This window comes from Bradyrhizobium sp. ISRA436 (assembly GCF_029910015.1).
In the GTDB taxonomy this organism is placed as follows: domain Bacteria; phylum Pseudomonadota; class Alphaproteobacteria; order Rhizobiales; family Xanthobacteraceae; genus Bradyrhizobium.
This window is the reverse complement of sequence record NZ_CP094519.1, coordinates 2,081,059-2,104,766: the sequence shown is the minus strand read 5'-3', so window position 1 is coordinate 2,104,766 and position 23,708 is coordinate 2,081,059. Positions and strand designations below refer to the sequence as shown.

At 61.2% G+C, this 23,708-nt stretch carries 24 protein-coding genes, 1 tRNA gene and 1 pseudogene; 13 read left to right on the top strand and 13 right to left on the bottom strand.

The features are described from left to right. Positions 1 to 87: 87 nt before the first annotated feature. Complete coding sequence (locus MTX23_RS09975) at positions 88 to 1,290, bottom strand: CoA transferase (protein ID WP_280976454.1); 1,203 nt, start codon at positions 1,288 to 1,290, stop codon at positions 88 to 90. A gap of 211 nt (positions 1,291 to 1,501) precedes the next feature. Further along, a complete protein-coding gene (gene acdA / locus MTX23_RS09970) occupies positions 1,502 to 2,713 on the bottom strand; it encodes a 3-sulfinopropanoyl-CoA desulfinase (RefSeq protein WP_280976453.1) in 1,212 nt (403 codons plus the stop codon). Between the two features lie 107 nt (positions 2,714 to 2,820). Here acdA and MTX23_RS09965 point away from each other — a divergent pair, with 107 nt between their 5' ends. After that, positions 2,821 to 3,732 (top strand): LysR family transcriptional regulator, encoded by a 912-nt coding sequence (locus MTX23_RS09965; protein WP_280990722.1) that lies wholly within the window; start codon positions 2,821 to 2,823, stop codon positions 3,730 to 3,732. A gap of 124 nt (positions 3,733 to 3,856) precedes the next feature. On the opposite strand, the gene MTX23_RS09960 is transcribed toward MTX23_RS09965, so the two are convergent. Next, the gene (locus tag MTX23_RS09960; RefSeq protein ID WP_280976451.1) at positions 3,857 to 4,534 is read right to left on the bottom strand and encodes a cupin domain-containing protein; all 678 of its coding nucleotides are present in this window, start codon (positions 4,532 to 4,534) and stop codon (positions 3,857 to 3,859) included. Between MTX23_RS09960 and MTX23_RS36355 the strand changes: the two genes are divergently transcribed. Continuing rightward, positions 4,527 to 4,706 carry a hypothetical protein gene (locus tag MTX23_RS36355; RefSeq protein WP_348637550.1) on the top strand — a complete coding sequence of 60 codons (180 nt, stop codon included), beginning with the start codon at positions 4,527 to 4,529 and terminating at the stop codon, positions 4,704 to 4,706. The two genes, MTX23_RS09960 and MTX23_RS36355, sit on opposite strands and share 8 nt — an antisense overlap. Positions 4,707 to 4,836: 130 nt before the next feature. Here the strand turns inward: MTX23_RS36355 and MTX23_RS09950 are convergent, their stop codons facing one another. Together MTX23_RS09950 and MTX23_RS09945 are read right to left on the bottom strand one after the other, a co-directional pair. Next, positions 4,837 to 6,060: an MFS transporter gene (locus tag MTX23_RS09950; protein ID WP_280976450.1), complete on the bottom strand. Its 1,224-nt coding sequence runs from the start codon at positions 6,058 to 6,060 to the stop codon at positions 4,837 to 4,839. After that, entirely contained in the window at positions 6,061 to 7,380 is a 1,320-nt protein-coding gene (locus tag MTX23_RS09945) for a tetratricopeptide repeat protein (RefSeq protein ID WP_280976449.1), read from the bottom strand. A 139-nt stretch (positions 7,381 to 7,519) separates the two neighbouring features. On the opposite strand from MTX23_RS09945, the gene MTX23_RS09940 reads away from it, so the two are divergent. Continuing rightward, on the top strand, positions 7,520 to 8,332 hold the full coding sequence (locus tag MTX23_RS09940) for a helix-turn-helix transcriptional regulator (RefSeq protein ID WP_280976448.1): 813 nt from the start codon (positions 7,520 to 7,522) through the stop codon (positions 8,330 to 8,332). A gap of 103 nt (positions 8,333 to 8,435) precedes the next feature. On the opposite strand, the gene serA is transcribed toward MTX23_RS09940, so the two are convergent. The 4 genes from serA to MTX23_RS09920 form a co-directional block, all read right to left on the bottom strand. Next, positions 8,436 to 9,692, bottom strand: a complete 1,257-nt coding sequence (serA, locus tag MTX23_RS09935) for a phosphoglycerate dehydrogenase (RefSeq protein ID WP_280976447.1) — start codon at positions 9,690 to 9,692, stop codon at positions 8,436 to 8,438. A gap of 385 nt (positions 9,693 to 10,077) precedes the next feature. Next, the gene (locus MTX23_RS09930; RefSeq protein WP_280976446.1) at positions 10,078 to 10,383 is read right to left on the bottom strand and encodes a hypothetical protein; all 306 of its coding nucleotides are present in this window, start codon (positions 10,381 to 10,383) and stop codon (positions 10,078 to 10,080) included. A gap of 1,600 nt (positions 10,384 to 11,983) precedes the next feature. Further along, positions 11,984 to 12,079: transfer RNA gene (locus MTX23_RS09925), tRNA-Pro, on the bottom strand. 348 nt (positions 12,080 to 12,427) lie between these two features. Then, positions 12,428 to 12,715, bottom strand: coding sequence for a hypothetical protein (locus tag MTX23_RS09920; RefSeq protein WP_280976445.1), 288 nt, complete (start codon positions 12,713 to 12,715; stop codon positions 12,428 to 12,430). Between the two features lie 452 nt (positions 12,716 to 13,167). Between MTX23_RS09920 and MTX23_RS09915 the strand changes: the two genes are divergently transcribed. Next, a complete protein-coding gene (locus tag MTX23_RS09915) occupies positions 13,168 to 14,352 on the top strand; it encodes a beta family protein (protein ID WP_280976444.1) in 1,185 nt (394 codons plus the stop codon). Here MTX23_RS09915 and MTX23_RS09910 read toward each other — a convergent pair. Further along, positions 14,243 to 14,875, bottom strand: coding sequence for a sce7726 family protein (locus MTX23_RS09910; protein ID WP_280976443.1), 633 nt, complete (start codon positions 14,873 to 14,875; stop codon positions 14,243 to 14,245). The two genes, MTX23_RS09915 and MTX23_RS09910, sit on opposite strands and share 110 nt — an antisense overlap. A gap of 488 nt (positions 14,876 to 15,363) precedes the next feature. Here MTX23_RS09910 and MTX23_RS09905 point away from each other — a divergent pair, with 488 nt between their 5' ends. Further along, entirely contained in the window at positions 15,364 to 15,867 is a 504-nt protein-coding gene (locus tag MTX23_RS09905) for a 3'-5' exonuclease (RefSeq protein ID WP_280976442.1), read from the top strand. Between the two features lie 55 nt (positions 15,868 to 15,922). Here the strand turns inward: MTX23_RS09905 and MTX23_RS09900 are convergent. Continuing rightward, positions 15,923 to 16,211: pseudogene (locus tag MTX23_RS09900) on the bottom strand (hypothetical protein). 43 nt (positions 16,212 to 16,254) lie between these two features. Further along, positions 16,255 to 17,001 carry a hypothetical protein gene (locus MTX23_RS09895; protein ID WP_280976441.1) on the bottom strand — a complete coding sequence of 249 codons (747 nt, stop codon included), beginning with the start codon at positions 16,999 to 17,001 and terminating at the stop codon, positions 16,255 to 16,257. Positions 17,002 to 17,140: 139 nt separating this feature from the next. Here MTX23_RS09895 and MTX23_RS09890 point away from each other — a divergent pair, with 139 nt between their 5' ends. The 8 genes from MTX23_RS09890 to MTX23_RS09855 all read left to right on the top strand — a co-directional run bounded on the left by MTX23_RS09890 (position 17,141) and on the right by MTX23_RS09855 (position 23,047). After that, positions 17,141 to 17,410 (top strand): hypothetical protein, encoded by a 270-nt coding sequence (locus MTX23_RS09890; RefSeq protein WP_280976440.1) that lies wholly within the window; start codon positions 17,141 to 17,143, stop codon positions 17,408 to 17,410. Then, positions 17,410 to 17,988, top strand: coding sequence for a DUF3883 domain-containing protein (locus MTX23_RS09885; protein ID WP_280976439.1), 579 nt, complete (start codon positions 17,410 to 17,412; stop codon positions 17,986 to 17,988). Before MTX23_RS09890 ends, MTX23_RS09885 begins: the two co-directional genes overlap by 1 nt. A gap of 421 nt (positions 17,989 to 18,409) precedes the next feature. Then, positions 18,410 to 18,691 (top strand): His-Xaa-Ser repeat protein HxsA2, encoded by a 282-nt coding sequence (hxsA2, locus tag MTX23_RS09880; RefSeq protein ID WP_280976438.1) that lies wholly within the window; start codon positions 18,410 to 18,412, stop codon positions 18,689 to 18,691. Continuing rightward, a complete protein-coding gene (locus tag MTX23_RS09875) occupies positions 18,675 to 19,025 on the top strand; it encodes a hypothetical protein (protein WP_280976437.1) in 351 nt (116 codons plus the stop codon). Before hxsA2 ends, MTX23_RS09875 begins: the two co-directional genes overlap by 17 nt. Positions 19,026 to 19,042: 17 nt before the next feature. Next, positions 19,043 to 20,491 (top strand): His-Xaa-Ser system radical SAM maturase HxsB, encoded by a 1,449-nt coding sequence (hxsB, locus tag MTX23_RS09870; protein ID WP_280976436.1) that lies wholly within the window; start codon positions 19,043 to 19,045, stop codon positions 20,489 to 20,491. A gap of 104 nt (positions 20,492 to 20,595) precedes the next feature. Continuing rightward, positions 20,596 to 21,696: a His-Xaa-Ser system radical SAM maturase HxsC gene (gene hxsC, locus MTX23_RS09865; protein WP_280976435.1), complete on the top strand. Its 1,101-nt coding sequence runs from the start codon at positions 20,596 to 20,598 to the stop codon at positions 21,694 to 21,696. Between the two features lie 26 nt (positions 21,697 to 21,722). Beyond that, complete coding sequence (locus MTX23_RS09860) at positions 21,723 to 22,667, top strand: hypothetical protein (RefSeq protein WP_280976434.1); 945 nt, start codon at positions 21,723 to 21,725, stop codon at positions 22,665 to 22,667. 107 nt (positions 22,668 to 22,774) lie between these two features. Continuing rightward, a complete protein-coding gene (locus MTX23_RS09855) occupies positions 22,775 to 23,047 on the top strand; it encodes a KTSC domain-containing protein (RefSeq protein WP_280976433.1) in 273 nt (90 codons plus the stop codon). 83 nt (positions 23,048 to 23,130) lie between these two features. Here MTX23_RS09855 and MTX23_RS09850 read toward each other — a convergent pair whose 3' ends face one another. Continuing rightward, on the bottom strand, positions 23,131 to 23,682 hold the full coding sequence (locus tag MTX23_RS09850; RefSeq protein WP_280976432.1) for a hypothetical protein: 552 nt from the start codon (positions 23,680 to 23,682) through the stop codon (positions 23,131 to 23,133). Positions 23,683 to 23,708: the final 26 nt, after the last annotated feature.

Here is a 23,708-nt window from a genome sequence, read left to right as displayed (position 1 = left end):
ACATAGGATCTCCGTTCTGCGAATTTCGTGAGGAATGATCGTGACCTCAGATTGAAAGCAACGATCCGGCGAGTGTGGGCGCCGCGACTACCCGGACGCTATGCGGCCGTCTTCAATCATGTCAGCGATTGTCTGGTCCGCGTATCCAAGGACTTGCGAAAGCACGTGACGGGTGTGTTCGCCCAGCTTTGGCGCGGGCCGTTGCCCATCGTCCTTGTCGGTAGCGAAGGGCAAAGCTCGCGGCATTCTCACCGCGCCCAGAACTGGATCACTTACCGGCTTCAAACCCCTGAAGTTGAGGTGCTCGTCGCTCGCCATATCCTCAATGGATTGAATTGGTCCCGCGCCGAGCGACTGCGCTTCGAAGGCAGCCAATGCCGTTGTCCGGTCCATGCTCCGTATCCATTTCGAAACCCAGGCCTCGATTTCACTACGGTGCTCGGTCCTACCAGAAAGGGTCGCGAAGCGAGGATCTGAAACCCATTCCGGGCGCCCCACCAAGCCGGCGCAGCGGGCAAACTGCTCATCGTTCTGAACCGAGAGACATATCCACTTTTCGTCGGCAGTCATGAAGTGGCCTGTCGGAGCACCACCGAGGCTGTGATTTCCATCTCGCTGCCAGGCCTTTCCGGAGGCTTCGAAATATGCGAGCAGCGGGGCGATCATCCTAAAGGCCACGTCGTATAGCGCGACGTCGACGGCAGGTATCGGGCTTAAACCAGCTTTCCGTTGCTGAAGTGCCAGCATGGCGCCGAACGTGTCGAGAAGCCCCGTCATGAAGTCACAGACCGGGACCGCGCCTCCTGCGCGCATCGGCGGGCCATCACGCTCTCCGGTCAGATAGCTGAGACCGCAGAAACCTTGCGCAACAGGATCGTATCCCCCTCGTTTCGACTTTGGCCCGATTCGACCAAAGGCAGACACATGTACAACGACGATTGCGTGGTTCAGCACCCGAAGGGCCTCATCGCTCAAGCCTCGTTGCTCCAGCACGCCGGGCCTTAGGCTGCCGATCAGGATATCGCACTTCTTGATCAGGTCGCGCAGTACGACGAGCCCTCCGTCCCGGGTGATGTCGACGACCACCGATTTCTTGTTACGGCTGTTGACCTGCCAGAATGCGCTGGTGCCTTCTACGATCGGACCGAACTGGCGCAACACGTCGCCGCGCCCCGGTCGCTCGACCTTGATAACTTCCGCACCGTTGTCGGCGAGCAGTGTGCCCACAAAGGGGCCTGCGATCAGTTCACCCAGCTCGATCACCCGGATGCCAGCCAGTGGTTTTGTCAAGGGCACGTCCCTCACGAACTGGTCTTCTAAATGCCGGACAGACCCACGCGGCGACTGGCGGCGGCGGAGAGCTCGAAAAAAGCCCAGCATGGGCCGATGCTCACGCCGGGCCCAGTGAGCGAGATCTACAGTGAGAGACCTCAGACCCGACCGGGAGGACGGCCGAGGCCGATAATCGTCGAAAGTTGGCTACCTGGATCGAGGCTCGCGTTCACTCGGCAGCATCGCGGAGTGAGGTGGTCGACTTGTTGTAGCCACCTCGCGTTTGTGGAAGCTTCATGTCGAGCACCCGAGAGGCGACCAATGTCCTCAGTACTTGGGCTGTACCGCCGGCGATCGTGAACATGCGAGCGTCCCTGACGGCGCGTTCCATCGGATAATCCCGCGAATATCCGCGTGCTCCGAAGAGCTGCAGCGCCTGATTCGTGACCGTGTTGGCTGTCTCCGACGCGATAATCTTCGCCTGAGCCGCCAAAAGAGCATCGGGAAACGGGTCGGCGCTCAACGCCGCCTGATGAAGAGAAAGCCGTGCTGCATTGATGGCGACAGCCATGTCAGCCACCATCCATTGGAGGCCTTGAAACTCGGCAATGGGCCGCCCGAATTGCTCGCGCTCCTTCACGAAGGCCACGGCCTTCTCCAACGCGCCTTGAGCGATCCCGAGCGCTACCGTGCCGGCACCGACGCGCTGACTGTTGTACGCATTGATCAGATCGGCGAAGCCGCGACGCAGGCCCCGCGGCGGCAAGACAAGCATGTCCTCTTTGATCTCGAGATCCCTAAAGATGATCTCCGTCTCGGGGATCCCGCGCAGCCCCATGGCTGGCTCGCGCTTACCTACGATCAATCCGGGAGCGCCGGCTACTGCGATGAACCCACCAATGCCCTGCTCGACTCCGCTCTGATCGAACACGCGGGCGAAGATCAAATGAAGCTTGGAGACGCCGCCTCCGGTAATCCAATGCTTCTTGCCATTGATAACATAGGTTCCGCCGCGCTTGTCCGCACGCGTCGTCATTTCAGTCGCGGCCGAACCGGCATTCGGTTCAGTGATGCAGATCGCAGGTTTGTCGCCGGCCAGAACCAACTCCGCAGCCAAGCGCTTCTGCTTTTCGGTGCCGTACTGCATCACGGCCGAAATGGCGCCCATGTTTGCTTCAACGGCAATTCGCCCCGTAGCACCGCATACGCGGGCCATTTCCTCGATGATCAGCGCCGCCTCAAAGAAGCTCCCACCGCGGCCGCCATACTCCTTCGGAATTGTGTATCCCATGAAGCCGGCCTGCTTTAGAGCGGTCACGTTGTCGAACGGATAGGCTTCCGTCCTATCGACTTCCGCCGCTTTTGGAGCGAACTCCGCCTCGGCAAGTTCGCGGGCGGCTGTTCGAAGCTTCAGTTGCTCGGGCGACAGCTTCATGTGCATGGGTTGGTCCTCTTTCGGTCGCTAGGACGTCCGTCGCAATTCGCCCCGAAGCCTGTCAAAACGCAAACGAATATTTTATGAGCCCGACTTCAAAATATGTTAAGTCGATGCTCATGAGCATCAGACAACTCCGAACGCTTGTGGCCATCGCCGACGGAGGCAGCTTCAACGTCGCCGCACAGCGACTCTACATGACTCAGTCTGCAGTCAGCATGCAGATGAAGGCTCTTGAAGTCGACATGAGAACGAAGCTCTTCGACCGGACGAGCAGACCTCCGGTGCTTAATGCCAACGGCTGGCGGCTTGTCGACGAAGCGCGCCATATCATCGAGCGGTACGACGCGCTCCGGCTGCTCGCTTCGGCGCCCGCGACCGGGCTCACCGGATCGTTGAGGCTGGGCGTGATCCCATCGGTTGCAACGCACTTGCTTCCGCAGACCCTGTCGAAATTGCGAAGTGACCACTCAAGCTTACGAATTCAAGTGCAGAGCGGGCTTTCACCCGAGCTCGCATTCAAGGTCGAGGAGAAGCATCTGGACGTCGCCGTCGTCACAGAACTGGAGAGATTCGATCCAGCCGTTGTCTTCGAACAGATCTCCGAAGAGGAGCTGAAAGTCGTCATTCATAAGGACTTGGTCCGCGGCTCGACCGGCGATTTGCTACGGACTTATCCGTTCATTCGTTTCAATCCCGCAATGGGAGTTGGCCGAGTAATCGATGCTACTTTGCGCGAGAGACGTATCCTTGTGAACGATTTCATGGAGTTTGACAGCATCGAGACGATGGTCAGAATCGTGAAGTTGAAGCTTGGTGTCGCCATCATTCCAGTCGGTTTGTTCTCCTTCGAGCCGGCCGATAAACTCAAGTCCATATCGTTCGACCCGCCTGTCCATCGAAGGATAGGGGTTGTGGCTCGCCGGGGAATGATCGATGCTCCAACAGTTCGGGCCGTGACCGAAGCGTTCAAATCCTTCGTAAAGGTGTCCCGCCCTCAGTCTCGCATCAGGAAGAAGCGATAGGTCGGCCCGGCGCGACACACGCGCTGATCCCCGTGCGCCCGCGATTGTCGGCGGGTGCCATCGCGTCAGGGGAGCCCCTTCGCGATCTCGGCTAAAAATTATAGCCGATGGACGCCGATCGACCTCATGGCAGTCGGCATACGTCCGGATGGAGAAGGGGTGCGTCCTTCAACCAGACCTTCGCGCCTTTCGCACCGGCAACGGTGCTCAGCGCCTGCCCAGCCGGCAAGCGAGCCCAGCTTTGCGACGTCAGCGCCTGGCCGCCGATCGACAAGCTCCCCGCGAGAACAAGCATTTCGAGACCGCGTGGGTTCTCAACCATGATCATCCTGCCGGGCATCCAGCTCTCGAAACGTACATTTTCGAACCCATCGTCGAACAATTCGATGGCGGTTGCCGCGCCCGGTCTCGGCTCGAGCTGACGACCTTCCGCGGGCCGTCGTACGATCTGGTCGCGATCGCCGTCCCGGAATTGCCAAAGCCGGACGAAGATCGTGCAACCGCCCTTCGATGCTGGAACGTGTGAGGTCCCGGGAGGGTTGCGGAAGTAGCTGCCCACCGGGTAATCGCCGTGCTCGTCCTCAAAGACGCCGTCGAGAACAACGATCTCCTCACCGCCGCCGTGCGTATGGCGAGGGAACGCGCTACGCGGTGCGTATCGCACAATCGACGTGGCCCGCGCCACCTCGTCGCCGACGCGAAACAGCATGCGCCGGTCGACGCCGGCCGCCGGGCTTGATGTCCACGGGAGCTGCGCGGCGTGAACGATCACCGGAACAGTCAGGTCGTCATTGATGCGCATCGCGCTCCTCCGTCATGGTCAGTACTATCCTGAAATTGACCTGCCGGATCTCATCCGTGCAACCGCCTCCGCGGCTCTCTGCAATGGCATGGTCTCGATGCGCGGACGTACGCCCGTGAGCACGCTGAAATCGCGTCTCGCGTTCCGCAATTTCGAGCGTACGCGGTTCTGAGACCTGCGCGACGCGATGGGATCGCTTCATGGTGGTGCCTCCGATAATCGTTCTCTCCAGATCTTTCCCTGGGACGAGGTTCCGTATGACGACGTTTTTGCCGCAGGCGATCGAAGCGGTCTCGACGACATCAGGCCGCATCGTCGCGGAGCGGTCCAGCCGACGCCAGCACCAGCGCTGCGACGGCGAATATGAGAGGCGGAAACGAAAGCCACAGAACCATGTCCCAGCCATATGCGGAGAGAAGCCCTCCCGACAGGAACGAGCCGAAAGTCATGGTGCCGAACACGACGAAGTCGTTCAGCGACTGGACGCGCGCCTTCTCTTCCGGCCTATGGCATTCGAGGACCATCGCTGACGCCCCTACGAAGCCGAAATTCCAGCCGACTCCCAGGAGGATCAATGTCGCCCAGAAGTGCGCGACTTGGACGCCGAGGAGGCCCACCGCCGACGAAGCAGCGGTCAGCAGCAGGCCTGTCGCCACGACTTTCGACGCACCGAACCGGCTGATCAGTCGTCCGGTCCAAAAGCTTGGTCCGTACATGGCGATCACGTGCCATTGCAGGCCAAGGTTCGCCGCTTGCTGCGGGAGGTTGCAGAACTTCATCGCGAGCGGCGCCGCCGTCATGAGGAAATTCATCAGCAGGTAGGAGACGACGCCGCATACGACCGCGCCAATGAAGCGCGGTTGGCGCGCGATGACCGAGAGTGGACGGCCGTTGCCGGCCTCGGCAGCCGCCGGCAGGGGCAGACGTACACCGGCGAGAACCAGCAACGAAACCGCAGCGACCGCCGCCTGCCCGAGATAAGTGGCCGCGAAGAGATAGGGTTGCCAGAGGTCCATCGTGTACGTGACGAGCTGCGGCCCGATCACGCCGGCAAAGACTCCGCCCGCCATTACCGCCGACAACGCGCGAGGCCGCCGCTCCGGCGCCGCACAGTCGGCGGCGGCGAAACGGAAGGACAACACCACTGCGGCGTAGACGCCGCCGAAGAACGTCGCGACGCAGAACAGCCAGAACGATGCTTGCAGCACCGCCAACGTTCCGATCAGTCCGCCTAGGACGCCGCATCCCGTCCCGGCCATGAATGCCGCCCGGCGACCGTAACGCTGTGCGACCGCTCCGGCGGGCAAGGTGCAGGCGGCCATCCCGACTACGAAGATCGAGATCGGAAGCGTCGCCAACGCCTTCGCGGGCGCCAGCATGTCTCCGACCACCGCGCCGGTCGCGTAGATGACGGTCGAGTTCGCGCCAGCCAGCGCCTGAGCGATCGCCAGCCTAATGACGTTGGCGCGCTCGAAGCGGAACGCTGGCGGAGCGTCCACCAGACCCTGCACGACGACTTGAGACATTCAGACCTCGACTTGACGCATCCAGCGCGCGTCGCGCTGGGAAGGACGACGGTGAAGGCGACGATCGAGCAGATCGCGCGCTTTGGCGGACTGGCCGCTTCGCATCAAAGAGAGCAGCAGCATGTCCTCGATGACTTCCCTCTGCGCGCCGCTGCCGCCGACGCGAGCGACTTCTCCGGCCACGGGCTCGAGGATTCGCACGCATTCAGCGTGATCGGCGTTCGCAAAAGCGAGCGCGGCCGAACCGATCGCCGGGACGACGGAGCCGGCCGGCAGTGCGCCGTCCGCGACGCGCTGAGCGTTTGCGTCGATACGGTCGGTCGCAGCCACGTGTCGTCCGGTCGCCGCCACCAAGAGTCCCATGTGGACTTCGACGAAAGCGAGGCCAGGGTTCGGATATCGCGATCGCGCGTAGCTCTCGGCCTCCTCCCACAAGCCGGAGGGCACGTCGTAGCCGTATGCCTGCAGCCGCCACAACAGTGAGACGGTGTCGCTCACGACGTTGATCGGAAGGCCGAGCGAGACCGACGGCCGCACATGCTTCGAATAGATCGCGAGGGCGTGCTGCGGATCGTCGCGCTCGAGCGCGGAGAGCGCGGCGTGCCAAGCCAAATGTCCGTGCAACATGCCTGCCCGGTCGTACTCCGGCAGCCAGCCTTCGAGCAGCGTCTCCGCCTCCCGGGTCGCGCCCTGCTCGAACATGGCGTGCGCGACCGCGTGCGCGGCGTTCGCGTTGGCGCGGCGTTGTTCCAGACCGCGCTGCGCGAGGTCGCGGCCTTTGGCGACCGATCCGTTCTCGGCGTGGGACCAACCGCGATAGGTCAGAAACCACCAGTCGTCCGCGTCGTAGCGGTCCGCGAGCGTTTCGCAGAGATCGACGCGCGCCTGATCGTGGTCGGTCATCCCCGAGAAGGCGAACAATCCGAAGGCTCCCAACGGCAGCGAGAGGATCAGGACGTCGCGGGGCCATTGATCGAGATGGGCGAGCGTGGTTTCCAACGCCTTGACCGATTGACCGGTCACAGCAAGCGAGAGCACCGATACATGACTGATCTCCCGCGGCGAACCGTTCCGAGCGACGATCGCCTGCGCCGTCGCGATGCTCGCGCGCGCGTCCGCGGGCTGCCCCTTGATCGCGCACAGACGCGCGAGGGCGGCGTGCGCGAGCGCGAACTGCGGATCATGATCGATGGCCTGCCGCAGCGCATCCTCCGCTCCCGGCCAGGCCGATAGAAGCAGGTCGACACCGGTGCGGTAGCTGCCCGCTGCTTGCGGCGAGCCCGTTGAAATCGGAAGGCCGCGACTGTCGAACTCGGCCATGCTCGGCTCCTGGTACGGAAGATGGGCTGGCGAGCTTTCGGAGGTGCCACCCCTTGATTTCGATCGCTACCAGAGCGAAAAGCGGCTGTCTTTCGACGTTTCGCCAATTTATGTATAATACCAGCCAATCGGAGACGGCATGTCATGGACCCCGATATCGGCTCCGCCGGACGCCCTGCCCCCGCGCCCGATTACGATGCGGGCCCAGTCGATCCCGCCACGGCACGAATTTCCGGAGCACGCGCATGAATGGCATCAGGTCGTCTACGCGGTCGACGGCGTGCTTATGGCAATCGCGGAGAACCGGTCCTTCGTCATCTCGCCGGAGCAAGCTGTCTGGTTGCCGAGTGGCATCCGCCATCGGGTAGGTTCGCTGCTGGGTGCCGAATTCCGCAGCCTCTGGATAGCCGCCGACTCCGGACGAAATCTGCCGTCAACTCCGACGGTGCTGGCCGTCTCACCTCTGTTGAAGGAGCTGATCGTCGAAGCGGCTGCCATCGAAGGACACAAAGACGACGACGGCTACACGGACCGCGTCACGACGCTCATCCTCGATCAGCTCGGCAGGGCTCGGGCGCTGACGGCAGGATTGCCGTGGCCGCGCGGCGAACGCTTGCTGCGTCTTTGCGAAGCCCTTTACGTCGATCCGGCGGACGCGCGAAATTTGGACGATTGGGCCAAGTTGCTCGGCATGTCGTCGCGGACGCTCACGCGTCAGTTTGAAGCGGAGATGGGCTCGAGCCTCCGATCGTGGCGACGACGGGTACGGCTGCTGCGTGCAATCGAACTGTTGAGAAGCGGCATGGGAGTAACCGAAGCAGCGATGCAACTGGGCTACGGCTCCGCGTCAGCTTTCATCTTCGCCTTCCGGACGGAGATGGGGTCCAGCCCCCACGCCTACACGCGAAACGCGCCGAGCGCGCATTATGATGGCAGGCGCGCCGCCACATAATTGCTCCCCCACACAGTACGGCCGTGGGCTACCAATGCAGCGACCGGCGTCATGCCGCCGCGCAGATCGTTCTGCACCATAGCACCTGCTCAGCCGAATAGCTTTATCGACTCTGCGGCCGGTTCTGGTCATACAGCACCCGCGCGCGGATAGTGCCGCGAACGGCTTTCAGCTCGGCCAAGAGTTCCTCGCCCTCGCCGCCGACAACGTCGGTCTCGAGCACGACGTAACCGACTTCCGGATCGGTCTGCAGGTATTGCGCCAGGATGTTGATCCCGTGCCGGGAGACCGCGTCGTTGACCTGACGCATTACGCCGGGATTGTTGCGGTGAACATGGATGAAACGGGTGCCGGTCGGCCGCGCCGGCAATTGCACCTGCGGAAAATTGACTGCGCCGAAGGTCGAGCCGACATCGGAATAATCGATCAGCTTGCGGGCCACCTCGCCGCCGATGCGGTCCTGCGCTTCTTCCGTCGAACCGCCGACATGTGGCGTGAGAATCACATTGGACAAGCCTTGCAACGGCGATACGAAGCGGTCTTCGTTCGATGTCGGTTCGACTGGAAACACGTCGACCGCGGCTCCTGCCAGCCGGCCGTCACGCAAGGCGCTCGCCAGTGCATCGAGGTCGACCACGGTGCCGCGCGAGTTGTTGATCAGATAGGCCTCGGGCTTCATCAGCTGAAGCTGAGCCGCGCCAATCATATTGGCGGTAGCTGGCGTCTCCGGCACATGCAGCGATACGACGTCACTCGCCGCGAGCAAGTCGTCAAGCGTGTCGGTCGGCTCGGTATTACCGTGACGCAGCTTATCGGTCTGATCGAAATAGATCACGCGCATGCCCATGGCTTCCGCGAGGTTCGATAGTTGCGAGCCGATGTTACCGTAGCCGACGATGCCCAGCGTCTTGCCGCGCACCTCGCGGCTGCCTTCGGCAGACTTGTCCCAGCCGCCAGCATGTGCGGAGATCGAACGCGGAAATATCCGGCGGAACAACATCACGACCTCGGCGATGGTCAGTTCAGCCACGCTGCGAGTGTTGGAGTATGGCGCGTTGAATACAGGAATCCCAAGTTTTCGCGCGGCGTCGAGATCGACTTGATTGGTGCCGACTGAAAAGCAGCCGACAACGAGCAGGCGATCGGCGGTTTCCAAGATTTCCGCGGTGAGCTGTGTCCGCGAGCGAATTCCCAACATGTGGATGCCAGAAAGAGCTCGCTTGAGTTCTCCAGTTCCCAGCGCCTTGGGCAGGCGTTGCAGCTCGGTATAGCCATTGGCTTCGAACATCCGGGCCGCAGAATCGTTCACGCCCTCCAGCAGCAGGACGCGAATCTTCGTTTTGGGAAGCGATAACATCATCGAGATCCACTTTTGTAAGCTCGGGGGCAGGCTCTCGCACGAGCGCAATTTCGACCAGTCACGTGATAATATAGAGGGCGATTGCGTCAGGGTCCTACGGAAAACGCTTCTTGTCGCGGTATATCTGACAAAATTAATGGGAAGGGTGTGCCCCGCCCCCAGAAAAAGACAAAATCGGATACCTGGGCGGTTTGCGAGTCAGGCCACCTTGGACGCCCCTGGACTGGTCCGTGATATGGCCGGCCATCTGAATCACGACGCTTCCTCTCGAGTGCGCCCCTCTGACATATCTCCCACCCAATTTAATTGGCACGAGGTCCAGGGAACGCCGCCATTGTTGCAACGTTCAACAGCGCTCCTCTTCGCGGTCCACGAGCAGCAGGAACTATTTGAAGGCCTCGGCAAGTGATCGCGGACTGAGCTTCAGGCTGCGATTGGCGTCGTCCCTGTCCAGCGTGAGGAATTCGTCCCGCGCGGGCGCGTTGTAGCCGCGTGTCTTGCCGTTGAACAGCTTGACCGAAACGAGGTAGCTCTGAACCGCGTCGGGCAGCTGCATGACCTTGCTGTCGCCCCACGAGGGCTGCCCATCGAACAGAACTCCGGGCGTCGGCTTCGAGACTGACCTGGTCTCGTTCCACTCGACATGGCCATTGGCCCAGCCGCGAGCATCGTATGAGACGACCGTCCCCATGATCTTTTCGCAGTTGCCGCTGTTGTGCCCGACCGCGTAGACCTGAAAGCCTCTTGGCGTCACGCTCCGCAACTCGCTGCGCTCGCCGCTTTGTCGTACCTGGCGGTCCGGTGATTGCTCTCCACCTGCTGGGGCAATCTGACCGCCGACGCCTTGACCGTGCCGAACGTGTCGCCGATGACTCCGATTGAGCTCAAGCCGTTGTCACGTCGGCTGTCAGGGGTAAACTGGACATCGGTCCGCGCTCGCCTCCACCGCCGCTTGTGACCCCATAGCGGTCCGCAGCCACAACGCGGCATCACGATGCGCGGTTTTGTCCCGGCGTTGCGCTTCACCTCTGCGCCCGTCAGGGGACGATCACCACTTCCCCCGGAATGCATCTATTTGGCGTGATTGCTGTTCACCACCAGTATGGCCACCGCCACCCCTCATAGCGGACCCACGACGACACCAGGGGCGGGCCGTATGGATCGACTCGGTCGTCTTCAGGGCGATAACGATATCGTGGAACAATATAATAATCCCACGGTGTTGGCCTTATCACGGGCACCGGGATAACAACCCTCCTTGGTTCATGAACGACCTGTGCCTTCCGCGCCCGGGCTTCAGCACCAGACGTCCCGAGGTTACACAGCACCAGGGCCGCTCCGAGAGCGCACTCGACGGTCATTATCTTCATGCATCGGCCTCCTTGCCTGAGAGTGCAAAAGGACTCAAAGCAAGGCAAGCTAATTCGCTCTCGACTGGCTTGAATGACCGCTTATGAGCCTTCGCGTCGTTTGGCTGCGCTGCGGAATTTGGACGCTATCGGGGGATAGCGGACTCTGGCGAGCAGTCCGCCTGCGAGATTTACGGGTTCACGGCCTGGGAAGCCCGTCCGGGGCAACTCGGTCAAAAACCTGTCAAGGTCTGGCGGCAGAAATATTTCTGTTTTCCAGAATCGCAACTCAGTGTATGAATGCGCTCGTCTCACCCGCCTGAGGGCGCTTCGCGATCGTCACGAGTGTTGGGTTGGGATGCGGTGGACGCCGAATGTGCAACTGACGAGTGCGCATGAGGCGGACGGTGAAGTCGTGCAGGCCTGACGCCCTGGTGGCAGGTGTCTCATCAGCAAGAAGCTATGCCTCTGCTGATGACGGTGACAACAGAGCCCAGTCTCGCCTGGGAGAGCACGTATAAGCCGTAAACCATCGCGCAGGGAAAGCCGGAGTGTTCTTCGGTCTCACCTGTGGTCCTACCTCCCGCGTTTTTTACTACGCGGGACCCATGGGTGCGATCGGCACCCGGCTTTCCCTGCGCCCTCTGATCGAGAGGGGGCGAAACGAAGATGCAAACCTCGGACGATTCACGTCGCGAGAACGCGGATACATGCCCCACAAACAACGTCAGTCCCCCAGAGAGCTGCGCGCTCAACGCCATCCCGCGTCGGCTGCCGCCTTGTATCTCGATGGCCGGCTAGGCACTGCTCACGATAAAGGAACCGAGCGGCCGCGATTCGCGCACGACCGCCGCCCCGGAAGCTGATATGACATTGGGGTGAAGCAGGCGTTGCCGGTTGACTTGGGAACCGCCAGCAATCAGAAAACGCCTGAAAAATGAATGGTCGGAGTGGCAGGATTCGAACCTGCGACCCCTGCGTCCCGAACGCAGCGATTATTTTCTAAGTTATTGAATTTTCTTGATCTGATACGCTCCTCTGTCCCGTTTTGTTCACGGTCGTTTCACCCATTTCGTTGCGATTTCGTTGCGGCACTTTTTTGGACAGAACGCTCCGTCGGAGCCGGATGGCGCCGTGCAAAGCGCGAATCCTCGCGTAGCATCGAAGACGGACGAGGCTCGGCGGATATCTGACGAGATGGAAGGCCGTTCCGTCAATTCGTCGACAGAACCAGCGGGCCCCGTTTGCGCGGGCAGAAATTGAATGACGCCCGGCGAAACGCGAGCCTGGGTTCGTCTGCGCATCGGTGACCAAGATGGGCACGCCAGGGTAGACCGTGGGCCATTCCGAGGTGTCATTGATCCAGGCCGTGGCACTGGGCGATAACTAGCCCGTCAAGGTCGTGATGTCGGCATACCGCTGGGCCAGCCGCAGCGCGACGATCGGCTCGTAATGCGCCATCCGGTTGCGCAGGGCGCGAAAATCGTCGAGCTGCAACGCGATGCTGTTGCGCTGAATGCCCTCGCCTGGAAGATCGGCCGCAGGTCTTGCCACAACTGGTGGCTGCGCCGGCCGAACAGCGAACCCCAGAACCCAAAGTTCAGCTCGGCCCACCATCTGGCCGTGGGTGGCGGGCTTGCCGTCGCGTGTTAGGTTGTCGCGTGCCTCAGCCACGCAACCGATTGACATTTCAAGATGAGCACCTGAGGGTCGTCGACGCCGCGCTTGGTGGCCAGCTGACAATCGGCGACGTTGCGCAACGCGACTTCGAGCATGTGTAGAGGCCCGTACAGAGCCGCAGATAGTTGGACGAAGGTGTAGAGTGGTTTGGCCAACGCCTCGTCCTGATCGGCCCAAAGCCGGTAGATACTGAACCGGTCGGCCGATATTGCGCCTGTGAATGTTTTCCAAGTCGTACGCTATAGTCAGGTACGCCCGGCTTGGTCCCTGCATTTGCATACCTTCGGGCAAGCCTTTTAGAGGAGGCCCGGTCGAGCGCAAAGCCCGGGCCTGTTTTCATTTTCATTTGCCCTTGAAGCTTCAGCGGTTACCCCGGTGCCGATCAGGCTCGCCGGGGGCTGCTTGGTTTTTCGGCCAATATCAAAAATCGCCAACAAAATCGGCACTTGATTGACGGATCCGGAAAAATCTCTTACATATACTGGCTTGGATTGGGAAGAAGGCGTTTTTCATTGTCCGTTATGGAGCCATATATGTTCAATCACCGTCACTACGTGCCCATTTTGAAGTGGAAAATGGGCGAATATCAGGCCCTCAGCCGGCTGGCCACGCCGGTCAAGGACCGCATCACGCCCCTGCTGGAGATTCCGCCGGTCGGCTTCGACTTCGAGACCGGCGCCAACAAAGAGAGCGCCGACGACCATCTTGGCGACTTCGGCAAGCGGCTGAAATCCAAGTGGCAGGCCCGGCCCTGCTTCGTTGACCTGAAACACCTGCCGCCCGCGACCCGCTGTGCTGGGGGCCGCCATTGCGTCGAGGTCTTGTTCGACACCGTCCGCGCCGAAGGTTGCTCGGCGATCCCGGTGGTCAGTTTCGCCAACGATGCCGCCTTCCTCGCGGCCGTCGCCGCTGTCGCCCGCCAAGACCGGCGCGGTGTTTGCCTGCGGCTGTCGCTTCCCGACTTCGACCGGATGAACTTGCAGGCCGATATCGAGAACCTGCTGCGCCCGATGGCCAACGGCTACGGCGAGTGCGACCTGGTGATCGACCTCGGCGCGCCGACCTATGTGCCGATCGCCATCATGGTCACGATCATGCAGACGCTTATGGGCCGGGTGCCGATGCTGAACCAGTGGCGCACCGTCACCATCGCTGGCACGTCTTATCCAAACTCGGTGGCGAACATCGCCTCGCCCTACCAGCTGCTTCCGCGCCACGAGTGGCAGGCCTATCGCGCGTTCATCGCCACGCTCGGCCACGACACCCGCATTCCGACGTTCGGCGATTACGCCGTGGCTCATCCCGACCTGGTCGAGCTCGACATGCGCATGATCAAGCCGTTCGCGAAGCTGCGCTACACCATCACCGACCACTGGCACGTCGCGCGCGGCACGCCGGTTCGGACGCATGGGTTCGGGCAGTATCAGCAGATGTGCGCGACCCTGGTGCGCCTGCCCTATTTCAGCGGCCGCGCGTTTTCGGCGGGTGACGCCTATATCGAGGACTGCGCGGCGGGCACCGCTACAACGGGGAATCTGTCGACGTGGGTGTGGGTGTCGACGAACCGGCATCTGACGAAGGTGATCGATGACCTCGCCAGCGCGCACGCGCTTTCAATCGCTGCCGAATAAGCGGCCGGAGTTCATCGAGTTCGACGGTTTCGGCGAGGTATTTGTAGAGGACGCCGCGCGGCTTGCGCAGTAAGGTCGGCGGCGCCTCGCGCTCCTGCAGAATCTCGACGACTTCCGGGCGCCATAACAGCTCGGCGAGAGCGAGCGGGTCGATCGTGGGGTTCTGCGCAAACGGCTGCGCGGTCTCGAAGCTGATGCCGCCCCGTGGCCCGGCGGTCACGACCTTGATGCCCCACCACGCCGGCAGAAACGGTTTGGCCTTCGCCAGATGGCGCTCGCCAACGACTAGGGTTGCCCGGTCGAGCACCAGACCGTACGTCACCACCTGTGACGGCAATCGCTCCAGCGTGTCGGCATCGCTCTTGATCTCGTAGCCGTGCAGGTAGCCGTTGACTACGGCGATATCGACCCGGCAGGTGCCATGGCGCAGGCCGAGCTCGTCGAGCACCAACGTATCGGCGTCGCCGTGATGCTCTTTCAGCACCTTGCGGTGCAGAGCTTGCCTGACGTCACGATCTCGCACGACTAAATCCTCAGGGTGGGAGCGGCCTCAAGATGCCGCGACAAAGCCCAACAAACCGTTGAATCTTCGCTAGCGATCGACCTCATCGAATCACCATAGCGCCGAAGAACCAGCGCTGACCACCCCCGTCTGCGGCCCGGGCGGGCACAAAGCTGTGGCCCGAGTCTTCAAGGCAACAGGTGGCGGCAGGGTTCCGATCGACGACGGCGTGTTACGCTTTTAAGGGTTTGTTAGGGAACGCCGTCCGGCCCGCTGCATATTGAGCTTGGACGATCGAACTTCAATGCAAGCAGGGGCGAATCTTGGGACGCCCGAGGGAGAATTCTGGTGCATCCAGCGGGCGAATTTCAGGACAGGCGGGGGGCGTCGGTACGGAGACCCAAAGCTCAACTATACGCATCGTTCAGAACCATCCAGGATACTCATAGACCATTAGAGGGCACGTCCTCCGGTTCGCCCCCTCACCGTCCCCTGAGAGCGGTTGACGTGTGCGAATCCGGTTTCCTGAGCTGCAGCGGCTGATTTCTGAGCCTTTGTCCGGCCAAACCACTTGCCAACGTCCCAGCCGCCGTCAGTTCTTGTTTGATTGCTACGTCAAGGTCCGTAACCATCAGGTGGTCGACGAGTGGCACTCTCTTGTCAATCCGCAGCGGCCTATCCCCGCGAAGATCGTCGAACTGACCGGCATCACCAACCAGATGGTTCGGGATGCGCCGGTGTTCTACGAAATCGCCGACAGTTTTATGGCGTTCATGGGCGACGGCATTTTCGTCGCCCACAACGTGAATTTCGACGACGGCTTCCTGTCGTATGAGTATGAACGGGTCGAACGGCGCTTTCGCTTTCCGAAGCTGTGCACTTGCGTGGGAATGCGGCGTCGATATCCCGGTCACAAATCGTACGGACTCGGAAAGTTGTGCGCGATCTACGACATCGAGCTCCAAGCCACCATCGCGCGCTATGCGACGCTCGGGCGGCGGCCCGGCTTTTGAACCTTATCAACAAAAAGCGCGACGACGGCGTCTCGGCGGAGGCGGAGCAGACCGCTTAGTTGCATTCCGGGCAGGTATCACCTATGCCGTCCAGGACTTCTGCGACTGCGTTGACGGCTGCCTGCGGCGAGATGTCGGGCGGCGGATCGCGCCTAGCGATATCGAAGGCGCGTTCGCGTGCGTGAGGATCGGCGCGGTCCTGCATCCAAGCGTGCTCTTCGCACTCGCGAATCGCGCCGGCCTCATGCAGCACCGGCGAATCCGGAGGTGCCGCACAATACCCCACGGCGTCGTTCGCAACGTATAAAAAAGGCACGGTTCAAGGGCTTTTCGCGCACGATCATGGATCTCGGTCGCGTTGCGGATCGCTCACGTGTCGGCGTCGAATTACGTTGAAGTTGACCGGCGGAATGGGTCTTTTCGACCGGCATTGTTTCGCACCATCATCGCCATCGACTCGAATTCGGAACAGTCTTCGAGACTGACGTACAGCCCACGGAAGACGCCCGAACGATTGAGAATGAGCGGACGGTAGCCTTCGGGGAAAAGCCTATTGTCGAGTTTCGCGACGATGCGGAATCCGGCCAAGCCGAAGCCGTAGGCGTTCAACTCGCCGAACGGCTGCCGCACCGGCTGAAAGTACCACTTCGTCGTGTCCATGTGGTCGCTGCGGTAGCGCTGAATGATCACTTCGAATGCGCGCAGGCTGGAGAGGGGTGTAGCCCCGAACAACACGCCCCTCGCCCGATCCTCATAGGGTCCGAGATCGATCGAACTGAAATTTGGGCGACGACTGATCGAAGCGCGCCATAGGACGGACAGGACGAATTTGCAGAAGCGCTCGCAATCGACGCCGGGAAGCTCAAAAATGCCCTGATCCAACTTTCGGTGATCGGATTCGAAGCGTTCGCAAATGCCCAGCGCGTACTCGTCGTCCAGGCCTAAGAATCGGTCGCACGGGCCGCAAAGTATGTCGTGATCGTATTCTCCTAGTTGTGGCATCGCTACGCCGACCCTTTCCGGCGTCATCTTCACGTTGGCGTTCGTGCCACGGATGAATCGGCCGAAGCTGGCGGGGATTATGTGCGCCTTGATCAGTTCTTCGCTGGTGCAGTTCAACCCGTGACAGGGCATGGAAGCGAGCTCGTCTCTTTCGCCGTTCCCTGATCTATATAGGGAGATTGAATTGCGCGCCTACCCGATTGCGTCTTTGCGGAATTTTGCGGATCGGCTGCTGCCTGGTAGGATTCCCGGCGAGCAGGGGAAGCGATCAGTGGACGCCGAGAGCACAGCGTCGGGAGCCAAGGGCACCGACTGGACGGCCGAGCAGGTCGCAATCGTGGTCGCGAACTATTTCCTGATGCTTGAGCGGGAGCGCGCCGGCGACAAGGTCAGCAAGGCCGATCTGTATCGGAGGCTGGCGCCAGAGGTTGGCCGCTCCGAGAAGTCGATCGAGCTCCGTAACGTGTCCGCGGTTCTAGCGAGCTCGGGATTGCCTGGCTCCCGGGGTTGCTGCCCGCCCATAATTACCAGGACGCGTTAGTGGAGGCCGTCGAGGCCCAGTTGGGACTGCATCCGAAGGTTCTTGCTGACCCGGCGTCGATACAGCCGCGCTTCACGTCGGCGGGAGGGCCGGCGCTGGTGCCGCCACCGGCATTTCTGAATTCGGACCTGCAGGACCGTCATCCGGCGCTGCGGCGCCTGGTCAGCAGGTACGACCCGGCGGCCCCGGACGAGCTCAACCGCTCCCTCGGGCGTGCCGGCGAGGAAATGGTGTTCAGGTTCGAATTCGATCGGCTGTGCCGGGCCGGTCGGCGCGACCTGGCCAAGGAGATGGATTGGCCCGCCGATCGCGGCGAAGACCATCGGGGCTACGACATTCGGTCCTTCGAGTCGGAAGGCGAGGAAAGCCTTCTCGAGATCAAGACCACCAACGGGCACGCGCGGACGCGGTTCTGGCTGTCCCGCACCCAGTACGAAGTTGCCGCCCAGAATCCATCGACCTACCGCATCCGGCGGGTCTTCCACTTCCGGAACCGCGCCGAGATGTTCGACATCAAGCCGCCGCTCGACGCCGGCCTGTGGCTCATCCCGGACAAGTACGTGGCCGTACCCAGGTGACACTGTCCACGTGAGGGCGGCGGCCATGAAGCCGTGAGCCCGAGAAGTCGGCAGCCAAGCCGCAACGGAGTTGACCTAGGGGGCTCTGGCCTCCGCAGCGACAGCCACCGAGTCCTAGCGGTGGTTTCTGAAGGATCTTGCCGATTCAGATATCGACGCCGGATTTGCACGTCTTCTACGTGATCAAGGCGTTGTTGGCGTCGCGGCCGTCGTATGACACCCACGGGTTCGGACCAGAACGTCGTACCCGCTGACGGCCTTTCAAAGATAAGATGCTGCAAAATCAATGACCGGCAGGTTTCGCGCAGCGGGGCGCCGGTCCGGGACCCAACGCTCTCAACCAATAGAACTATGGACTTTTCGCCCTTGGAAGTTGTAAGAGTGCATATTCATTGAGCAAAATTAGGTAATGGGGGGCTATATGACTAAGAAATCAAAAGTTGTGCTTTCGCTTGGCGCTGCGCTCGCATCGCTCACCGGAATGTCGGTTCAGGGCGCAGAGGCCAAGGCAGTAGTTGCCAACGACACAACCGCGGTAGCGGCCGAAAACGCTGTCACCAACCTTCAGGCAAACGCCCATTATCAGGTGGGTGAGGACCTTCTCGGCTTCGTCATGACGAAGCAGGCCGATGGCACCATCGTCGCCCAGCATGCCTCCCACGCGTCGCATGCTTCTCATGCGTCCCATGCCTCCAGCCGCTAAGCTTCCTGCGGCGTCCCCGGTCGAGGTAGCTGTTGATTTCGATTCAAGCATCCAAAGCCTCAGCGCTTTGGATGCGGCAGCTTATCGTCTGATCGGAACGGCGACCTGCCAGGTTGACCGGACGGGCGACCGCTATGTTTGCCGCCTGGTTGCCTCTGCAAGTACGCCAAAGGGAGCCGCGCTCAGTTCGGACGAACTGAAGGAGCGGTTTCTGAATCTTGTCGCCGACGAAAACTTGCGGGCTCGCGTCGCTGAAAGAACAGAAGGCGTTCGCAACGTCATCCTCGCACTTGCCTTCGGGGCCTTGGCCGCTAACCAAAATGATGCCCAATAGAGTCCCGACGGAGGACCATGGCGCGGTTCTTACCTCCTGAAACCTTCAGCGCGGCAACCGAAGATCTCTCGTTGTTGCCATTCAATTTTGAGCGCGCCGGCGCGAACCGGTACCTCGTCGCCAACATGGTTGGCGATTTCATCCGCCTGACTGAAGACGAACTGAACAGGCTGGTCGACCTTCAGGTTCGGCCCGGCGACGGCCTCTACGAAAAGGCCTATGCGGCTCATCTGGTCACAGGGACGAACCAGAAGGCGCAGCGGCAGCTTTTGGCGGCTCGGCTGAGAAGCCGGATGTCGTTCCTGCAGCAGGTGACCCCGCTGCATATTTTTGTCGTAACGCTCCGTTGCGAGCATTCTTGCCCCTATTGCCAGGTTTCGCGCCAAAGCACTGATCGCTCGCGCTTCGATATGAGCGAAGAAACGGCGATGCGCGCCCTGGACATTGCCTTCGCCAGCCCATCGGCACGGATCAAGATTGAGTTTCAGGGCGGGGAGCCGCTTCTCAATTTTCCGCTGATCAGGACGATTGTTGCCGCTGCGAAAGCTCGGTCCGGCAAGAAGCTCGACTTCGTCATCGCCTCAAACTTGGCCTTGTTGGACGATGCCGTTCTTGACTTTTGCAAGACGAACAACGTGCTGCTGTCGACGTCCCTCGATGGTCCCGCCGACCTGCACAACAAGAACCGTCCGCGACCCGGCGCAAACAGTCATGAACTAGCTGTCGCAGGAATCCGGCGAGCCAGGGAGTTTCTAGGTCCCGACGGAGTCGGGGCCTTGATGACCACTACGGAGGCGAGCCTCGATCGCGTCGATGAGATCATCGACGAATATCTGCAATTGGGGCTGGATGGCATCTTCCTGCGCCCGCTTTCGCCCTTCGGATTTGCGATCAAAACGAAGCAGTTCGCCAAGTACGACGCACAGAAGTGGCTTGCCTTTTATGAGCGCGGGTTGCGCCGGGTTCTGGAGATCAACAGACAGGGCACCCCGTTCCGGGAGTTCTATGCGGCGCTCCTTCTCACACGGATGCTCTCGGATCGCGCCATTGGCTACGTTGATTTGCGCAGCCCAGCCGGCGCAGGCCTTGGCGCACTGGTCTACAACTATGACGGCAATGTTTTCGCGTCGGACGAAGGCAGGATGCTGGCCGAGACCGGCGACGACGCTTTCCGGCTCGGTCACGTTGAACACGACAGCTACAATTCGCTCATCCTGTCGGACACGCTGATCGGCGCGATTTCGTCGTCGCTGACGCAGTGCGCTCCCGAATGCTCGACCTGTGTGTATGAGAGCCACTGCGGCGCAGACCCGGTCTATCATCACGCGACGCAGGGTGACGCCTTGGGAATCAAGCCTCTGTCGGCATTTTGCGCTCGCCAGAAAGGCATCATGGGCCTGCTGCTGGACATTCTGGAGAACTCTCCGGAAGATGCTGCCATCTTGCGACGATGGGCCGCCCCATGACACTTCCTCTCTATGGCACGGCCTCGCAGAGCGCTGGATTTTCCTCGGACAAGGCCCGATCGGTCCTCAGGCTCCGGTCGGTCGACAGTACCGCCGAACGTCACATGGCTGATTTCGCGCTCGCCAGAACGCCAGGCGAGATCCGGCGCGCGATAGAAGCCGATTGGCCGTCCATCCTTGTTGTCTCCGACGGCGCAATCGATCTACCCGGTACGTTCACAGGACGGCTCGTCGCCGTTCCCCCGAAGTATGACTATCTATCGGACGGCGATGTCATCGGTTTCGATCATGCATCGAGGAAATTCCGGACGCTGTATCGCCGAAACTCGGTGCACAACTCGTTTCTGGTCACGGAACGGTGCAACAACTACTGCCTGATGTGCTCGCAACCACCGAAAGATGTCGATGACCGCTGGATCCTCGGCGAAATCAAGGAAAGCCTGCCTCTCATTGATCGGGCGACCCGTGCGCTGACGTTTACCGGCGGAGAGACCTTGTCCGATTGGGAAGATTTCATCGCCGTCCTGAAGGAGTGTCGCGACCGGCTGCCAGCGACCGCCATCCAGGTGCTCACGAATGGCCGCGCATTCTCGGACTCGCGGATTGTCGACGCTTGGAAGGATATCGGCCACCCGAACCTGATGGCTGCCATTCCGGTCTATGCCTCGGTCGATCATGTCCACGATCACGTGGTGCAGGCCAAGGGTGCGTTCGACGAGACGATCCTGGGTATTCTGAAGCTCAAGGACCGGGGACAACGGGTCGAAATCCGCGTCGTCCTGCATGCATTGACCGCGCTGATCATCGAGGACACGGGTCGGTGGCTTGCCCGCAATCTGCCGTTCGTCGACCACGTCGCGTTGATGGGCCTCGAAAACACCGGCTTTGCAATTGCAAACGATGCCATGCTCTGGATGGATCCGGTGGACTATGGCGACGGACTCGCGAGGGCCGTCGATCACTTGAGCGCCGCTGGCGTCAACGTGTCGGTGTACAACCTTCCCAAGTGTGTTCTTCCAAAGTCTGTTTGGCCGCACGCGCTCCAGTCGATCTCGGACTGGAAAAACGGCTTCGTGGAAGAATGCGATCGCTGCGACGCCAAGACCACCTGCAGCGGCTTTTTTACAACCGGACGTCCGCGGTTCAGTCGCGGCGTACACGCGATCACTGCCCAACGAGACGAATTGACCACTTTGGCGGATTAGCAGGCCACGGAACCAGGAGAACGAACATGAAGATCGGTAATGGTCTCATCGCTGCTGCGGTTGTATGCAGCATCTCGGCGGCTCCGGCCTTCGCAAAGACTGCGAAGGAATGCACGGCGGAGTGGCGCGCCGACAAGGCCGGCATGCAAGCTCGGGGCGTGACCGAAAAACCCTACGTTGAACAATGCAGGGCTGGGGCGGAGCCAACCGCCGCCGCGCCGGTAGCTAAGCCAGCAGAGGCGCCGCCGGCGGCGGCGACAGCCACCGGATCAAAAACCGCAAAAGAGTGCACCACCGAGTGGCGCGCTGATAAGGCCGGCATGCAAGCCCGGGGTGTGACCGAAAAAGCGTACGTTGAACAGTGCAGGGTAGGTGCGGCGCCAGCGACCTCCGCCCCTCCGCCGAGGCCGAGCGCCGCGACGCCTCCGCCCGCTGCGGCACCGTCACCGTCGACAAGTACCTTGTCTTCCCAGAAGACCGCCAAGGAGTGCATCGCCGAATGGCGAGCTGACAAGGCGGGCATGCAAGCCCGCGGCGTCACCGAAAAGGCCTATGTCGAGCAGTGCAAGGCCGGCGGCACTACGCCGAGTGCGGCTGCTCCCCAACCCAAGCCGGCACCTGCTGCGCCCCCACCGGGTCGGCCCGCACCAACCGCGACGCAAGCCGCGCCAGCCCCAGCGCCACAAAAGCCGGCCTCGACGACGACGACTGCGGCGCCTATGCCGGCTCCGGCACCGCAAACGTCCGCGCCGAAAGACCAGGCAACGCTGGAGGCCGGGCAGTTTGCAGATGAAGCTTCCGCAAAAGCCCGCTGCCCGACCGACACCGTCGTCTGGGTTAACCTACCGTCGAAGGTCTATCACTTCGCGGGAACGAGGAGTTACGGCACGACGAAGCGCGGCGCGTACATGTGCGAGAAGGAAGCAATCGCCGCCGAAGATCGCGCTTCGAAAACCGAAAAACATCCCTGAGGTCAAACGCGGGTCTGACGTAGGGAGACATTCTACATGTTTCGGTTTGCCGTCCTATCGCAGCTTCTCTCGCCGGCGCCACCTGGGCGGCGGCGGAGACCATCGACGTGAAATACTACGGTAAGCTGGATCTTGCGCGCTTCGCCTGCACCGACGTCTCGCGGAGCAGTTTTATCAGCCGAGCCTGCTATGACAAATCTCAGCAGTTCATGGTCGTTCAACTGAAATCGGTCTACTACCCCTATTGCGAGATGCCCGCAGCGACCTTTGCTGCCTTTTTGGCGGCGCCGTCGATGGGGCAATACTACAACGCCAACATCAAGGGCTCTGGCTCAGACGGGCCTTTCGATTGTCGGACGCATCGCGTTCCTCAATATTAGATCTCGATTGGCGACATTCGGTTCCACGGAAGATCCTGGCGCGCTGCGTCTGCTCAGATGAATCCTGGGCCGCCGGCTCCACTTTAGTCTTTTGGCGCTCCTCGAGCTCGGAAGAGTTCGTCGAACATTTGATCCGCCCCCCAAGCCTGCGCAGACGTATAGGCAAGCTTGCGCTTTTCGTCCGCGCTAAGGGGCGTGGATCCGGGCTTATAGCCGAGATCGTGTTCCGCTTCGGACCAGGCGTGCTGAAAGAGCGTCTTGATCTGGAGTTCGAAGAAGTCGGGCAGCTTCGATTTGTCGATGGAGTCGCCTTTGACGTCACTCGGCAGCACCAGAACGTAGTGTCTGCCGAAGTAGCCGAACTCCCATTCGGATTCCGGAATCCGATCGCGGAATTCGATGGTCTTGAAGTAGCTTTTGATGATGCCGTCCAGCCGTTCCACGTCGGCCCGGAAGAACGTGATGATTCGGGCGCCGATTTGATCCTGGATCTGAGAGAGCGGCTCGGAGTATTTGCGCTTGCCTTCCGTCTTCGCGGCAGCTTTCTTGAGGAAGCTTGCCGGATCCTTCGCGCGCGCCGTAACGCGATCGATCCTCGGCTCCTCTTTGAGAAGGTCGGCCAGATGTTCGCGCAACGCGATCGCCGCGGGCTTCAGCGCGT